Below are 16,075 nucleotides of genomic sequence, written 5' to 3' on the forward strand. Positions count from 1 at the left end.
TGGCCGAAGAAAACAAAAATAACCTTACTCAACCTGTCTGCCAGGAACCTACACATGAAGAACCGCATCAACCAAGTCGTTACCAGTGCCGGGGTCGTGGGCGCCAGTTTCATGCCCGTGTTTGCCCAGGCCGACTTCGTCTCCGACAGCAAAGCTGCACTTGAACTGAAGAACTATTACTTCAACCGCGACTACCGCGAATCCAGCGGGCAGAACAAGCGCGAGGAGTGGGCACAGGGCTTTATCCTGAACCTTGAGTCGGGCTTCACCGAGGGCACCGTCGGTTTTGGTCTGGATGCAGTCGGCATGCTGGGTGTAAAGCTCGATTCCAGCCCGGACAATTCAGGCACAGGGCTGCTGGCGCGCTCGAGCGTGGCCGAGCCGGGCTCCCCCAGCTATGCCCGTCGCGCCCATGACAACTACTCCAAGCTCGGTATCACCGGTAAGGCGCGCCTGGCCCAAAGCGAGCTGCGGGTGGGCTACATGGTGCCCGACCTGCCGACCCTGCAGCCGAACCTCAGCCGTCTGTTCCCGCAGAGTTTCAGTGGTACGGCGCTGACCTCCAAAGACATCGACAACCTGACGTTGAGCGTGGGGCAACTGGACCAGGTCAAGCAGCGTGACTCGACTCACTACGAGGACATGGGGCTTACCAGCCAGTACGGCGCCTACAAAAGCAGCGCCAAGAGTGATGAATTCCGCTACGCCGGCGGCGATTACAAGCTGACGCCGACCACCCTGGTCACCTACCAGTTCGCGCAACTGGAGAGCCTGTACCAACAGCATTATCTGGGGTTGAAAAACAGCTTCAAGTGGGGCCCCGGTACGTTCAAGACCGACATCCGTTACTTCAGTGCTAGCGAAGACGGCGCGGCGCTTGCCGGCAAAGTGGATAACCGTGCGTTGAGTACCCGGGTGGGCTACGGCCTCAATGGCCACAACCTCAGCGGCGGCTACCAGCAGCAGTACGGTGCGACACCCTTCACCTATGTTGACGGCAGCAACACCTACCTGTTCACCGAGTACCAACTGGCCAACTTCTCCCAGACCAACGAACGGGTGTGGCATGCCCGCTATGACTATGACTTTGCCGTACTGGGCGTACCGGGCCTGTTGTTCTCCACACGTTATGCCAAGGGCTTTGACGCCAAGGTCATCGGCTTCAACGGCGAAGGGCGCGAATGGGAGCGTGATTTAAGCCTGGGCTATGTGGTGCAGAGCGGCACCTTCAAGAACGTGTCGCTGCGTTGGCAGAACGCCAGCGCCACCAGCAACTTTGCCCGCGACACCAATGAGAATCGAGTGATCCTGGGTTACAGCCTGGCGCTCTGGTAGCGGTATCGGCGTGCGCCAGGGTGAGCCTGGCGCACGCCCAAGCAGTGGAATGAGGGGATAGATCAGATGACGAGTTTGCCGTTGCGGCGGGCATTGCCCGGCCAACAACGCGTGTCGGCGCGTGGCGTGAGTGATTTCATCGATGCGGTGAACGCTGCGGGCCTGGAGTTGCACAGTTTCATGCTGTATCGCGACGGCGCGGTGGTGGCCGAAGCGTTTTGGGCGCCTTACCGTGCAGACCGGCTGCACGTTCAACATTCGGCAACCAAGAGCTGGGTGTCCATGGCCATCGGGCTGTTGGTGGATGACGGCGTGCTGTCGCTGGACGCCAAAGTAGTGGATTTTTTTCCCGGCCAATGCCCGACCCCCATCAGCCAACACCTGGCGGCCATGACCGTGCGCGATTTGCTGACCATGCGCACCGGCCATCGTCAGGGGATTTCCGGCGGGGCCTGGCGCGGGCGCAGTGAAAGCTGGGTCAGATTGTTCCTCAATGAGCCGGTCGAAGACCCGCCAGGACAGCGCTTCATCTACAGCAGCGCGTCGAGTTTCATGCTCTCGGCCATTGTCAGTGTCGTCAGCGGCCAGACCGCCTTTGAACTGTGCAACGCACGTATCTTCCAGCCCATGGGCATGGGCCGTATCGAGTGGGATCTGGCGCCTGGCGGTTACAACACCGGCGGTAACGGCTTGAGTTGCAGTACCGAGGATTTGCTCAAGTTCGGTGTACTGCACTTGCAGCAAGGAAGCTGGGAAGGGCAGCAACTGCTGTCCCGCGAGTGGGTGGCCGAGGCCACGCGCGGGCATGTCGAGGATGTGTGGATGGGCGCCTTCGATGGCAAGCGCTACCTGGGCCGCGACGAGTCCGGCGACGCCGGTATCACCCGCCGCGAGGGCTACGGCTACCAGTGGTGGATGACCCTGCACGGTGGCTATTACGCCTCCGGGGTGTTTGGCCAGCAGTGCATTGTGCTGCCGGAGCAGAACGCGGTGATTGCCTTTACTGCCGGGCTGCCATTGGGCGAACGGCGCTTGCACAGCCTGCTGTGGGAACACCTGTTGCCTGCGCTGGACGGGCCGGCCGACAGCGCGGCAGACCCGGGGCTGGCGGCGCTGTTGGCCCGCCAGCAGCGGCCGTCTCTGTCTGGCGCATCGACCTCATCGCGCCAGGCCGGGTTCAGCGGCAGGTTCGTGATGCAGGCCAATGAAGATCAGGTCAGCCAGGTGCGTCTGGTGTTTGGTGCCGGCTTCTGCGACTTCTACCTCACCGACCCGCGAGGCACCCACTGCATCCGCGCCGGGTTCGCCGACGCCATCGAAAGCCGGACCAGCATGACCGGCCACTATCTGCATCACCAATACCAGCCGGACATGACCCCGGTAGTGGCGCAAGCGGTCTGGACCGAAGACGGGGCGCTGAGCATGAGCTGGCAATTTGTCGAAACGGCCTTTTGTGACCGCGTCATCTGCCGGCTTGAGCACGGCACCTTGTCTGTGGACCGCAGCGTCAATGTTAACGCAGGTCCGTTACAGCGTCCGACGCTGACTGGCCATCCCGCAACAGTATTTCAGGAGTCACCATGAACGATTTTTGCAAACAGCCAGAGACTGCCAGCGGCGCGTTCTGGGCGCCGTTTACCCCGATGCGCCAGTTCCAGCAACAACCGATGATGTTCACCAGCGCCGAGGGTATGTACTACACCACCAGCGATGGCCACCGTGTGCTGGATGCAATGGCCGGGCTGTGGTGTGTGAATGCCGGGCATGGCCAGGCAAAAATTGTCGAAGCCATTCGCGAGGCCGCGGGGCGCCTGGACTTTGTCTCGTCATTCAAGATGAGTCACCCCCAAGCTCTGGAGATGGCCGAGCGCCTGATCGAAATCAGCCCGGCAGGCATGGAGCACGTGTTCTTCACCAACTCGGGTTCCGAAGCCGTAGACACCGCGTTGAAGATCGCCCGGGGCTATCACCAGGCCCGGGGCGAAAGCCGCCGCACCAAGTTTATCGGGCGTGCCAAGGGCTACCACGGTATGGGTTTCGGTGGCCTTTCGGTGTCGGGTATCGGCCGCCAGAAGCGTGACTTTGGGCCTTTGCTGGGGGAGGTGTCACACCTGCCGCTGCCCTACGACGCGGGCATGCGTTTCAGCGCGGGGCTCGCGCAACAGGGCGAGAGTTACGCTGATGCACTGACTCAGTTGCTGGATATCCAGGACCCGAGCACCGTGGCCGCTGTCATCGTCGAACCGGTAACAGGCTCGGGCGGCGTCTATCCACCGCCCCAGGGCTATTTGCAGCGCTTGCGCGAGATCTGCACCCGCCACGGTGTGCTGCTGATATTCGATGAAGTGATTACCGGCTTTGGCCGCGTAGGTGCCAGCTTTGCCGCCCAGGCCTTCGGCGTGACGCCGGACCTGATCACCACGGCCAAAGGTCTGACCAACGGCGCCGTACCTATGGGGGGCGTGCTGGTCAGCGGTGCGGTGTACGAAGCATTCATGGCCGGGCCGGCGAACGTCATCGAGCTGATGCACGGCTACACCTATTCGGCGCATCCGCTGGCGTGTGCGGCCGGGCTGGCGACCATCGAGGTGCACCGCGAATTGGGCATCAACGAGCACGTTAACGCGGTCAGCGGCCTCTGGCAGTCTGCCGCGCTGGCGCTGCAGGGCGTTGGCCCGGTACTGGATGTACGCGCCATCGGCTTGCTCTGCGCCGTCGAACTTGAGCCACGCCCCGGTGCCGCCGGCGCACGCGGCAGCGAGGTTGCGCAGTGGTGCTTTGAACAGGGCGTGCTGGTACGCGGCTCGGGCGACACCATCGTGATCTCGCCGCCGCTGGTGATCAGCCCGCAGGAGATTGCCCAGGTGTTTGACACCTTGGCGGGTGCTTTGAATCAGGTGGCCTGAGGGGCGTCGACAACATGTCCGATTTGTTTGAGTTCTATATTGACGGCGCCTGGGTCAAACCCCACGGCGAAAGCGTCGAAACGGTGGTGAACCCGTCCACCGAACAGGTGATCGCGCGCATCATCCTGGGTAACGGGCAGGATGTGGACCGTGCAGTCCGCGCGGCCCGCCAGGCGTTTCCTGGATTCGCCGGCAGTTCCCTTGAAGCGCGCATGGAACTGCTGCACAGCATCATCGAAGCCTACAAGCGCCACAGCGAGGCTTTAATCGAAGCGGTGCACCTGGAGATGGGCGCGCCGCTGTCCCTGGCGCGCAATGCCCATGTGCCGGCGGGCCTGGGCCATCTGGTGCAGGCGCTGGAGGTGTTGCGCGGATACCGTTTCGAACGTCGCCTGGGCAGTTCGCTGGTGGTGCGAGAGCCAATCGGCGTGTGTGCACTGATCACGCCCTGGAACTGGCCGCTCAACCAGCTCACCTGCAAGCTCGCGCCCGCTCTGGCGGTGGGCTGCACCCTGGTACTCAAACCGAGTGAGCGCGCGCCGTTGTCGGCACATATCCTCGCTCAGGTACTGCATGAGGCTGGCGTGCCCAAAGGCGTATTCAACCTGGTCCACGGCGACGGCCCTGGGGTGGGAGCCGCACTGGCCCGCCATGTTGACGTGGATATGGTGTCCTTTACCGGCTCGACCCGCGCCGGTATCGCTGTGGCCAAAATGGCCGCCGATACGGTCAAACGTGTGTCCCAGGAGCTGGGCGGCAAATCCGCGAATATCCTGCTCGACGATGCCGACCTGCCAGGCGCCGTGCGCCATGCGGTGTTGGGCTGTATGCGCAACAGTGGCCAGTCGTGTAATGCGCCGACGCGTTTGCTGGTGCCTCGGGTGCAACAACAGGCGGTGATTGAGATCGCCCGGCAAGTGCTGGCGCAGGTGTGCTTTGACGACAGTAACCCGACCTCAGCCATAGGCCCGGTGGCCAACGTCATGCAGTACGAACGGGTACAGGCCATGATTGCGCAGGCCATTGCCGAGGGGTCGCGGTTAATTGCCGGGGGGGCGGGGCGACCGCCAGGGATAGAGCGCGGCTACTATGTGCAACCGACGGTATTTGCCGACGTCACCCCGGACATGCTGGTGGCCCGTGAAGAAATCTTCGGCCCGGTGCTGGCGATCATGCCGTACGACAGCGAAGCCGAGGCCATCGCTATTGCCAACGACAGCCCTTACGGCTTGTCGGGGTACGTCACCTCGGCAAGCCTGGAGCGCAGTCGCAAGGTTGCCCGCCAACTGCGCACCGGCATGGTCCACCTCAACGGTGCACGGGCCGACCAGGCCGCGCCGTTTGGCGGCTACAAACAGTCGGGTAACGGGCGTGAGTGGGGTGAGTCGGGGTTTGACGAATACCTGGAGAGCAAGTCGCTGTTCGGGTATTAGCGGTTAGCCCTGACGCCGTTGCAGACTGCAGGCTCACACCTTGAGGTTACGCCCGGCCGCCAAACGGCCGGGCTGCCTCCTCGGCTTGGCCTGGGCATTTATATTCACATACACTGCATGGATATTTTTTACCGTATCGAGCCACAGCATGATTGAAACACGCCCTCGGCCAAAGCCGCGCCAGAAACCTGCTGGTGCCCCTCGAACCAAGCCTGCCGAAGTTCGCCTGGACGAACTGATGAATGCGGCACAGCGCCTGTTTCTCGAGAAGGGCGTCGAGTCCACCACCGTCAGCGATATTGTCGAAGAGGCGCAGGTAGCCAAGGGTACGTTCTATACCTATTTTGCCTCCAAGAACGACGTGCTGGTGGCCCTCGGCGAGCGCTACACGCAGCATTTTCTCGCGGAGCTGGAACAGGCCATCGAGCAATGTGCCAAGGATGATTGGGTATCGCGTCTACGGGTCTGGGTACATGCCAATATCGTCACCTATCTTGCGACGTACTCGATTCATGACATTGTTTACACCAACCATCACCACCACGACCGTAACAACAAGGCAAAAAATGCCATTCTTGACCAGTTGATGGGCATTCTCGAAGGCGGCAAGGCGGCGGGTGTCTGGAAATTTCCTGATCCAAGGGTCAATGCGTTGATGATTTATTCCGGTGTTCATGGAGTAGCCGACGATGCCATCGTCGACCGCCTTGAGGACTGCACCGCCTTTGCTGAAAAGGTTTCCGCCAGTTGCCTGGCCATGCTTGGGCACTAGTCTTCGAGCAGCGTGCTTACCCAATGAGAGACGCTGACGGCAGCCTCCAGCTCTTCCACCTTTTGAGTGATGGTCGAGGCATGTTGCACAAAATCTGCGGACCCCGACAAGGCGCAACAGGTCATGAACTTGCCCTTGATTTCATCGATGCTCAGCGGATTTTCCGGCCAGCCGCGACCGAAGGCAATCGACAACCGGCGCGGGGTCATACCGGGCGCGGTCAAGGTCAGGTGGCACTGGTCAAAGCGTTCGAAGGCAGGTTCTTCCGTCAGCTCTATGAGACTGGCCAGACGGCACACTTCGGGGTCCATTACGGCTTGCACATCGAATTCGGCAGGGCTTGCCCGGCGCCTTAACAAGGCGTTGGCAGTGACATACCGGGCACTGAACTGAGCGTCGACCTGCGCTGTGGTGCCGGGTTCGAACGGGCCGCCGCAGACCATTCGCATCGTCGGCGATACCCGCAGTTGCAGTTGGCAGTGTTGCAGTTGTTCGCGGCTCAGTGGGGGTTGTGCCAGCAGTGTTTCACTCAGGGCCAGCAGGATACTGCAGTGCGGATAGAGCTTGAAGCAGGTGGCCTCTTCGCCGAGGAACTGTGTGCCCAGCCCGATGTAAAGCCGTTCCAGGTCGGGAGGAGCAGGTGCATACAAACGGAAAAAGCCATTTTCGCCGCCCAACACCCTGCGAGGGCCGCTGATGCCGGCTTGAGCGAGCAATGCCGCCTCAATTCCGTGTCGTGCAACCAACCCCTGGCCGATCCGTACCGCGAGGGCCTTGTCCTGATAGTGCTGAAAGGTTCCGATGCCAAAATCAAAGGCCAGCCCTACAGCGTCGGCGAAGGCCTGGCGATCGAGGTTGAGCAGGCGTGCCGCAATGATGGCTGCGGATATCAGCCCGAGAATGTTCGAATCAAAACCGCGATAGAAAAATCCGTTGGCTTGAGATGCCAGATTGATGCGTTGAGCGATGTCTTGTGCGATCGCCAGAGCGGCAAGGAGGTCCCGGCCGCTGCTGGCGCAGTGTTCGGCCATGGCCAAGGCCACCGGAATGTCACTGGAACTGGGGTGCCAGCCGGGCGAGATGACATCGCAATAGTCCAGGGCGCGGGCCCGTACGGCGTTGACGAATGCAGCTTGCGGGACGCTCAGGCGTTCGCGACTGCCAAGTACGGTGGCCTGTGCAACACCGCTCCATTGGCGGGCCAGGTGTAACGCAGCGTCAGTACCCGCTTGTTGGTAGCCCGCGGCGATGCAGCCAAGGTTGTCGAGCAGGCGTTTGCGCTGGAAGGCCAGAGCCGAGGCGGGTACAGCGTTGGCAGGCAATGCATGGGCGACATCCAGCAGGGTATCGATAGGGTCTGAAAAGGTCATTTCACAAGGCTCCGTCTCATTCGAAAAAGGCTGGGCGTGCGCCAACGGTCAGGCTGGCGTGGGTGCGCGGGTGGCTGAGGCACAGCGTGCGTAACCCGGCATTGCTGCCGGAATACCAGGCCCCACCGCGCAAAAGCAGGCGTTCGCCGTAGTTGCGCAAATACAGTTGGTCGCCGTCGACAAGGTCATGAAGGGGGTACAGCCCCAGCAGTTTGAACAGGAACGGGGACTCGCATGCCAACGTGCTGCGTAGCTGGTTGAAGGCGCAATCCAGTAGGCCTGGGGAGTTGGCATCGCTACCGGGCTCACCGTTGTGGTGCTGGACCTGCTCGGCAAGTACCGCCAGCCCTGCATTACCTTCACGGCCGGGGCGCAGGGCATCAAATTTGGCACTACCGGGCGATCGGCAAGGCACCAGTACGCCATCGCCAAGGCGGATCGCCTGCCAGGCACCTGAATCCCGTGACAGGTCGGCGTGGGCAGCATCATTGTTGGCGATTAACTGTATTTCGCCATCGAGCAGTCGCAAGCCTGACTGCCACTCCCAGACGTTGCCGCACAGGTCAGCAATGCCGAACGGGCTGAGGTCATGGCGCCAGGTAGCGGGGCCTGAACCCGAGACCATGACCGGGTCATTTTCGGTACCGTAAGGGGCGTCCTCGTGGCCGGTATTGCCTTGTGGCGAGTAGCCGCTGGCAATACACCACAACGCCAATGCCGAGCGTTCGGCATGGGTGCTCAAATGCCAGCCCTGGCCACAGGTTCTGGCTGCCCGGTTACTACGGTTGAAGTCCAGGTTGCGGCTGGGCAACTGCCCGGGCAGGCTTAGCAGTTCGTTGTCGCGCAGTACCCCTTGGTATACCCCGTAGAAGATTTCGCTGAGTGGTCGGTCATTGACGATAAACGCCGGGTGCAATTGCCCGCCGGGGGTGTCGATCGCACCGTTGCTATCGACCGTGAAGCGGGGTACCACATACAAATGGCTGGGTTGGCCCCTGGCGGTGTAGCGCACGGTTTGCCGGCCGCCCGAGGCTTTTTCAACAGCGGCGCGCAGTGGATCTTTGATCAGTAAGTTCAGCATTTTTCGATGGTCCTTTGCAGGGATGAGGCAAGGGGCTGCTCGACCATGACCATCCAGTGGCCGTTCGTGCAATGCTCGAGACGGGCCTGTACGCCATAGACCCTGGCCAGCAGGGCAGGGGTCAGTACGTGCAGAGGCGGGCCATGGGCAATGATTTGTCCGTCGTGCAGCACCAGCACCGCATCGGCATAACGCAGGGCCTGATTGATGTCGTGGATCGCCATTACCACGCACAGCCCCTGTTCGCGTACCAGCCGTTGCAACAGGTTGAGTACCTGGTACTGGCGGCGCAGGTCCAGCGCGCTGGTGGGTTCGTCGAGCAACAAGGTTTGCGGTTGGCGGACCATCGCCTGGGCGATGCCGACCAGCTGGCGCTGGCCGCCACTCAGTTCATCGAGCATACAGGCGGCCAGGTGGGCGATTTCCAGCAGGTGCAAGGTACGACTGACAGCATCCAGTTGTACCTGACTGACACTCCAGCCACCCCCTTGCTTGCACGCCAGTAACACGGCTTCGAACACCCGCAGCGAGGTCTGCATACCCAGGTCCTGCGGTACATACACCGGGCGCGCGGGGTGGTGCGCGGGCCAATGCTCCAGCGGCTGTCGATTGCAAAATACAGCACTACGGCTAGGGATTTCGCCACTGAGGCTGCGCAAGAGGGTCGATTTGCCCGCGGCATTGGAGCCCAGCAACGCGGTCAGGGTGCCAGCCTGCAAAGGCCCGAAGCTGAGCGCGCGCAGTACCGGCCGACGGCTGAACGCCACCGACAGGCGTTGCACGTTGAGACGCTCGGTCATCGTGACCTCCGCTTCAGGATCAGGGTGAAAAACAGTGGCACGCCCACCAGTGAAGTAACGATCCCTATGGGCAGGGTTTGCCCCGGCAACACCGATTTGCTGAGCACTGAGGCCAGCGACAGCATTAACGCCCCGCAGAGTGCCGAGGCGGGGAGCAGGAAACGTTGGTCATCGCCCACCAGCATGCGCGCGATGTGCGGTCCGACAAGGCCGACAAAACCGATGGTGCCCACAAATGAAACGCACACCGCAGCAAGCAGGCTGCTGAGTAAAATGCTGTGCAAGCGCAGGCGGCCCACATTCACCCCAAGGCTGGTAGCCCGGGACTCACCCAGGCGCAGTGCGGTCAGTGCCCATGCATGACGCGCGAAGATCGGCCAGACCGCCAGCAGGACCGTGCTCATGATGCCCAGCTTCATCCAGTCGGCGCGGGCCAGGCTGCCCATCGTCCAGAACACCACGGCCGCCAGGGCCTGGTCCGGGGCGATGTACTGCAGCGCCTCAAGCAAGGCGTTAAAGGTGAAAACCAGCGTGGTGCCGAGCAGCACAATCATCTGCGTGGTGATACCGCGCTGCTTGCTCAGGTAGTAAATAAACCAGGCCGCAGCCATGGCCATGGCAAAGGCATTTATCGGGATCGCAAAGGCAACGGCGGCAGCGGGGAGCACGTTTACGCCGAGAATCATGCCAAGTGCCGCACCAAAGCTGGCGGCTGCCGACAGGCCCAGCGTGAACGGGCTGGCCAGCGGGTTATTCAGCACCGTTTGCATCTGTGCACCGGCCATCGACAGGCTGGCGCCGACAACGAGCGCGGTGAGGGCAACCGGCAGGCGGATCTCCCAGAAGATCACTTGGACGGCCAACGGCGCTTGCCAATCCCAGAGCGCCGTGAGAACCGCCAGCGGCGGGTACAGCGATTGCCCTGTGGCCAGGTCCATCAGCAGCGAGAACAATAACAACAAGGCCATGGCACTGATCCAGAGCAACCGGCGGCGACTAAGCGAGGCGTACAACTGCCGACCGTTTTGCAGTGGTGAAGGCAAGCGGGAATCGCAGGTCATGAATGTTCCTCAAGGCTGAGCCAGTACCCTTGCTGATAAGGCACGGGCAGAAAGCGTCGGTGCAGCTCGGCAAACACGGCGTCGGGGTCAAGGTCCGTGAAATGCTGCGGGTGCAGCCATTTGGCGATTTGCAGCACGGCAATAAAGTGGCAAGGGTTGTCGTAGAACGGATGCCAAATGGCGTGGACGCGCCCGGCGTGAACGGCATTGAGTGTTCGATAGGCCGGGCGTTGCATCAGGTGTCTGAGTTGTTCACGACCGTGTTCAAGGTCGGCCCCGGGCCCCAGGTTGACCCAGCTGCCGGCGGGTGAATACAGCGTCCAGTTGGCTCCCGTGACCAGGATTACATCGGGCTGGGCGGCAATCACCTGCTCCGGGTGCAAGGTGCCGAAGGGGCCGTGCAACCAGTGCTGCCCAAGGTTGTCGCCGGCTGCGGCCGTTATCAACTCACCAAAGTTGCCGTCGCCATACGACAGGCAGCAATCATCGTAGAGCCCGGCAGCGCGCTCGATCATCACACTGGGGCGCTCAGGCGCCGGAGTGAGATGGTTGGCGATGTGCTGCAGGTGCTCGCGACGAAAATCGATGAAGTCGGCGGCGCGCTGCTGCTGGCCTAACAGTTGACCCATCAGCCTCAGTGAAGGCTCGGTGTTTTCCAGGATGTGACTGCGAAAATCAACATACATAATCGCAATGCCAGCTTGCTCCATATGCCTGGCGAAGCCTGAAGACTCGGCGCCGGAGCGCGAGCTGAGGTTGAGCACTATCACATCCGGGCGCAGTGAAATGGCCAGTTCGGCGTCCAGCGCGCCGACACTTGAGCCCTTAAAGGTCGGGATTGCATCGATATAGGCAAAGCGTCGCTGGTAGGCGCGATAACCCTCCAGGTCTGCCGCACGAAAGTTGTCGGCCCAGCCCACCACATTCGCGAATGGATCATCGGGTTCAAGCAAGGCCATGACATACGCCAGCGGCCCGTCGCCGAGCACAATGCGTTTTGCCGGTAGTGTCATGTGCAGAGTGCGCCCGGCAATATCTCTGAGTCGCGAGCGCATTGCCCCTGCGCTGATCAGGGGGCTGAGACTGGCGGCCACGGCCCCTGCTGCGAGCGAGCGCAGCAGAGTCCGACGAGTTAAAGACATTAAAGGAGGCATCGACTTACCACCGGTATGACAAAGTGCTGGTGATGGTTCGATCCAGACCGATAAAGCAATACAGCTCGGATGAGCAGCTGGCCACGTAATGCTTGTTGGCCAGATTCGATACATTCAAGGCTAATTGCGCCCCTTTGAACGTGCTCTGCATCTGCCCCAGGTCATAACGCAGCGCGAGGTCAACGAGAGTCACAGCCGGAACCTTGAAACTGTTGGTGGGGTTGCCGTAGGTCGAGCCAACGTACCGCAGGCCGCCGCCCAGGTTCAGCCCGGCGAGTGCTGGTAGCGGCAAGTCATAGTCCAGCCATGTGGCCGCCGTGTGCCGGGGTGTTTGGGTCAGCGAGCGACCTTCGTAGCGGGTGTCTTGAGTGATCCGATTGTCAAGGTAGGCGTAGCTGAACAGGCCATTGAGACGTTCGGTGAATGCGCTATTGGCTTCTATTTCAAAGCCTCGTGAGCGCACGCTCCCGGCCTGGGTGTAGAACCCCAGGTGTTCGCTGTCAGCTGTTTTGACGTTGTCCTGGGTCAGTTCATAGACCGAGGCGGTCAGCGTTGTGCGTGCATCCTCAGACTGGAATTTGAGCCCCGCCTCGTACTGTTTGGCCGTGACCGGGACAAAGGCTGCCCCCGCGTAATCTGCACCCAGGACCGGATCGAACGAAGTGGCGTAGCTGATGTAAGGCGCCAGACCGTTATCAAACAGGTAACTGAAGCCGATGCGGTAGCTCCACTTTTGATCGGTCTGGCTGCTTTTGGTCATGGCCGGTGTATAGGCCTGCGAGCGGTCATGGAGCTGGGATTTGTCGTGGCGCAGGCTCACCATCAGGCGCCATTGTTCATAACTTATCTGGTCTTGCAGGTAATAGCCCAAGCGGTCGAATTGCTGATCCACCGAATACGGGTTGTGTGTCTTGCTGTCGGTAAAATCCGGACGGGCACTGGGACGATAATGAGTGGCTGCATTGGGATCGAACAGCACCGGTGTCATGCGGTAAGACTGGCTGCGCAAGGTACCGCTCTGATAGTCAACACCGGCCAGCAGCAGGTGCCGGGTATTGCCGATTTCCTGGGTGCCGGTGAAGTAATTGTCCATGGAAAAGGTATTGGAACTGGACGGGGCGAGACCGTAAGTGCCCTCCAGCCAGAGCCGGCCATCGATGGTTTTGTAGCCGTAGATCGAGGTCCGGGTGATATCCGAATTCACATACTGATAACGCGCATTGCTGTGCAGGCTCCAGTTTGCGTCAAGGCTGTGTTCAAACAGGGAACTGACCGAGTCCTGCTTGCGGCTTGAATCCTGAAAGTGCATGTCGGTGTAATTGCGCCGCACATTGAGCCGGGCGAACGGGCTGTGGTTTAAACCCAGCGCCACGGCTGGCAGGCTGTTGTAATCGGGTATTTCAGGCTCTTGCTGATGTTGTGCGAGTACCGTCCAGCGCGTTTGCCCGGTGGGCTGCCAGGTGATGGCAGGCGCGATCATGTAGCGTTCATGGCGCACGTCCTCGACCTGCCCGTGGCTGGCCAGGCCTACACCGGTGAGCCGATAGAGCAGGGTGCCACTGTCATTCAACGGCCCGGTGCTGTCGAAGCTGACTTCCTTGTGGGCAAACGAGCCATATTGCAGGTTGATCTCGTGCGCTTCCTGCGGCTGTGGGCGCCGACTAACCTGGTTGATCACGCCACCCCCCGTGCCTTGGCCGTAAACGGCAGCGGCTGGCCCGCGCAGCACTTCAATGCGCTCCAGCGCATAAGGGTCGATCTGCGGGCTCCAGGTAGAGACGTTGCTGATCATGCGCAAGCCATCGAGGTAATAGTCGGCATCCACGCCACGGATACGGGTGAGGTCGAGTTGATCACCGAAGCCTCCGTATTTTTCGCTATTGGCCCCGGCTGTGTAGCGCAATGCCTGGCTAACGCTGGCGGGTTGCTGGGCATCTATCAGGTCGCGGGTCACCACAGAAATCGACTGAGGCGTTTCGTGTATCGCACTCAGGGTTTTGGTTCCCGCAGTGCTGTGAGTGGCGATGTAGCCGGTGACCGGGCCATCGGTCTCTTCAAGCGCCTCGCCGGTGACATTCACGGCGTCCAGTTGCAGCGGCTCTTGAGCATTTGCGCTGCTATTGAAGCCGTGAGTGCACAGTGCAAGTACCAGCACACCCGTATTTAGCCGGACATTCAACGGTGCAGCAGCGGCGCTTGGGGTGGCGCGGAAGCTCACAACGTTTTCCATGACGTATGCCCTTGTAGCGGTAGGAGGGAGACTGAAAGTGAGCGCATAGTAATATTCGACTGACCGTCGGTCAATCGATATGAGAATAATTATCGATTGGCCTGTGAGGTTCGCTACACATCACACTGCATGCGTTGGAGCGAGCTGGTTTCGACTTTTCTGCATGGCCAGCACCAGCGCAGCCAACAGGCTGCAACACCCGGCACTGAGCATGGCCAGGTTGAAACCTGAAGCCAGAGCGCGGGCATAGTCCAAGGTCCAAGTCGCCTGCGCGGGCAGGCTGTGTTGTTGAATCGCGGCATGCGCCAACCTGGCTGCATCCGGTATGCCTTGCGCAAGCAAGGCGCTGTGTAAGTGCCGGGTTGCCTGCAAGCTCATCAACGAACCCAGTAGTGCAATGCCCAGGCTCATGCCGGTTTGGCGCAGGGCGTTCATCGTCGCTGAGGCTACGGCTGCCTGAGGCGTGGTTACGCTGGTCATTACCGCCAGCCCGGTCGCGGGTATTGCTGCGCCCATGCCAATACCGAGCAGGGAAAACAGCAGAAAGATGATCGGGTAGGGCGTGTTTTGGGTGAATAACGCCATGCTGGCCATGGCTATCGCGATCAGCACGTAACTGCCGAGCAGCATGCGTGAAGGCCCCAGCAAGCGTTGCATCCTTGCGCAGACCAGAGATACAAGGGCCATGCAGACGAAGGTTGGCATCATGCGTAATCCGGTCTGCGATGCCGACCAGCCTTGTACTTGTTGCAAATAGAGCGAGAAGAAAAACAGGCTGCTGTAACACGAAAATCCGAGCACGAACGAAGCCAGGTTGGCCGCTGCAAAGTGTCGGTTTTTAAACAGTCCCAGTGGCAGTAATGGTCGGGCGGTTCGATGCTCAACCCAGATGAAAACCGCCAGTAATCCCAGGCCGATGGCACAAGCAAACTGCACCGCGAGTTCGCTAAAACCGTGCTCGCCCGCTCGTATCAGGCCGTAACCCAGGCTGCCAAGTCCGCAAACACTGAGCAGTTGGCCCCACGGGTCCAAAGCGGCCTGTTCGGGATGTTTGCGCTCACTGATCCCCCAGCTACCGAGTGCCAGTGCCAGCAGCCCGATGGGCAGGTTGATCAAGAAAATACTTGGCCAGCCGAATGCATGAATCATCAGTCCACCCAGCAGGGGGCCGAGTACCAGTGCCAGCGCACTGCAAGCTGACCAGCAGCCGATGGCGTGCGCACGCTCTTTAGGGACACTGAATGCATGGGTTATGAGTGGTAAAGCGCCCGGGATCAGCACCGCGCCGGCAATACCCTGAATGGCTCTGCCGATCAGTAAAAATGTCAGGCTGGTGGCCAGGGCGCATATCAGCGAGGCGGCGCTGAACAGCACGATACTGCTCAACCAGGTGCGTTTGTGTCCGAATCGGTCGCCAAGAGGGCCGGCACATAATATAAACGCCGACAGGCAGATGGCGTAGGCACTGACCACCCACTGCAAGCCTGCCATGTCGGTACCCAGAGCCTGTTGAATAGAAGGTAATGCCACGTTGACGATGCTGATATCCAGCGATGCCAGAAAGGTACCCAGGCTTGCAGCGAGCAGCAGGGCATAGCGTTTGGAAGATGACATTGGACAGTCCTGATGAAGAAAGAACGGGTACTATAATTTCACTGACCGGCGGTCAGTCAATATTTATAGTTGAAGTTTTATAACATTGGGGAGCATCTGAAGCGTGTCAGCCGCAATGTATGTTTGCTGAAAGTGCAGAGGGCTTCTGGGGAACAGATGATGTCCAGTAACACCCGGTCGGAGCGAGATCTGTGCCAGATGCGGCGCTGCAGGTTCACACCTTGAGGTTACGCCCGGGCGAGATGTCCATCACGCTTGCAGTTCCACCAGCACCAGGCTCTTGAGGTGGCCCGCACGGGCGTGCCCTGACGGTAGCAAT

At 60.6% G+C, this 16,075-nt stretch carries 12 protein-coding genes; 5 read left to right on the forward strand and 7 right to left on the reverse strand.

Features of this window, described 5'->3' with window-relative positions:
• Nucleotides 1–54: 54 nt before the first annotated feature.
• The 5 genes from B195_RS11180 (at nt 55) to B195_RS11200 (ending at nt 6,446) form a co-directional block, all read left to right on the forward strand.
• Entirely contained in the window at nt 55–1,335 is a 1,281-nt protein-coding gene (locus B195_RS11180; protein ID WP_003445261.1) for an OprD family porin, read from the forward strand.
• Between the two features lie 66 nt (nt 1,336–1,401).
• Nucleotides 1,402–2,919, forward strand: coding sequence for a serine hydrolase (locus B195_RS11185; RefSeq protein ID WP_003445264.1), 1,518 nt, complete (start codon nt 1,402–1,404; stop codon nt 2,917–2,919).
• Nucleotides 2,916–4,241, forward strand: a complete 1,326-nt coding sequence (locus tag B195_RS11190) for an aminotransferase class III-fold pyridoxal phosphate-dependent enzyme (RefSeq protein WP_003445267.1) — start codon at nt 2,916–2,918, stop codon at nt 4,239–4,241. Before B195_RS11185 ends, B195_RS11190 begins: the two co-directional genes overlap by 4 nt.
• Nucleotides 4,242–4,255: 14 nt before the next feature.
• On the forward strand, nt 4,256–5,674 hold the full coding sequence (locus B195_RS11195; protein ID WP_003445269.1) for an aldehyde dehydrogenase family protein: 1,419 nt from the start codon (nt 4,256–4,258) through the stop codon (nt 5,672–5,674).
• Nucleotides 5,675–5,822: 148 nt separating this feature from the next.
• Nucleotides 5,823–6,446 (forward strand): TetR/AcrR family transcriptional regulator, encoded by a 624-nt coding sequence (locus tag B195_RS11200; protein WP_003445270.1) that lies wholly within the window; start codon nt 5,823–5,825, stop codon nt 6,444–6,446.
• Here the strand turns inward: B195_RS11200 and B195_RS11205 are convergent.
• The 7 genes from B195_RS11205 to B195_RS11235 form a co-directional block, all read right to left on the reverse strand.
• Complete coding sequence (locus B195_RS11205) at nt 6,443–7,816, reverse strand: MmgE/PrpD family protein (RefSeq protein WP_003445272.1); 1,374 nt, start codon at nt 7,814–7,816, stop codon at nt 6,443–6,445. The genes B195_RS11200 and B195_RS11205 overlap by 4 nt on opposite strands.
• 16 nt (nt 7,817–7,832) lie before the next feature.
• Nucleotides 7,833–8,897 (reverse strand): hypothetical protein, encoded by a 1,065-nt coding sequence (locus tag B195_RS11210; RefSeq protein ID WP_003445274.1) that lies wholly within the window; start codon nt 8,895–8,897, stop codon nt 7,833–7,835.
• Nucleotides 8,891–9,697, reverse strand: coding sequence for an ABC transporter ATP-binding protein (locus B195_RS11215; protein ID WP_003445276.1), 807 nt, complete (start codon nt 9,695–9,697; stop codon nt 8,891–8,893). Before B195_RS11215 ends, B195_RS11210 begins: the two co-directional genes overlap by 7 nt.
• The gene (locus B195_RS11220; RefSeq protein WP_003445279.1) at nt 9,694–10,758 is read right to left on the reverse strand and encodes an iron ABC transporter permease; all 1,065 of its coding nucleotides are present in this window, start codon (nt 10,756–10,758) and stop codon (nt 9,694–9,696) included. Before B195_RS11220 ends, B195_RS11215 begins: the two co-directional genes overlap by 4 nt.
• Nucleotides 10,755–11,852, reverse strand: a complete 1,098-nt coding sequence (locus B195_RS11225; RefSeq protein WP_003445281.1) for an ABC transporter substrate-binding protein — start codon at nt 11,850–11,852, stop codon at nt 10,755–10,757. The genes B195_RS11220 and B195_RS11225 overlap by 4 nt, the downstream gene beginning before the upstream one ends.
• A gap of 64 nt (nt 11,853–11,916) precedes the next feature.
• Complete coding sequence (locus B195_RS11230) at nt 11,917–14,142, reverse strand: TonB-dependent siderophore receptor (protein WP_003445283.1); 2,226 nt, start codon at nt 14,140–14,142, stop codon at nt 11,917–11,919.
• 120 nt (nt 14,143–14,262) lie between these two features.
• Nucleotides 14,263–15,756, reverse strand: coding sequence for an MFS transporter (locus tag B195_RS11235; RefSeq protein WP_003445284.1), 1,494 nt, complete (start codon nt 15,754–15,756; stop codon nt 14,263–14,265).
• Between the last annotated feature and the right edge of the window lie 319 nt (nt 15,757–16,075).

It is taken from the genome of Pseudomonas sp. Lz4W (genome assembly GCF_000346225.2).
In the GTDB taxonomy this organism is placed as follows: domain Bacteria; phylum Pseudomonadota; class Gammaproteobacteria; order Pseudomonadales; family Pseudomonadaceae; genus Aquipseudomonas; species Aquipseudomonas paraversuta.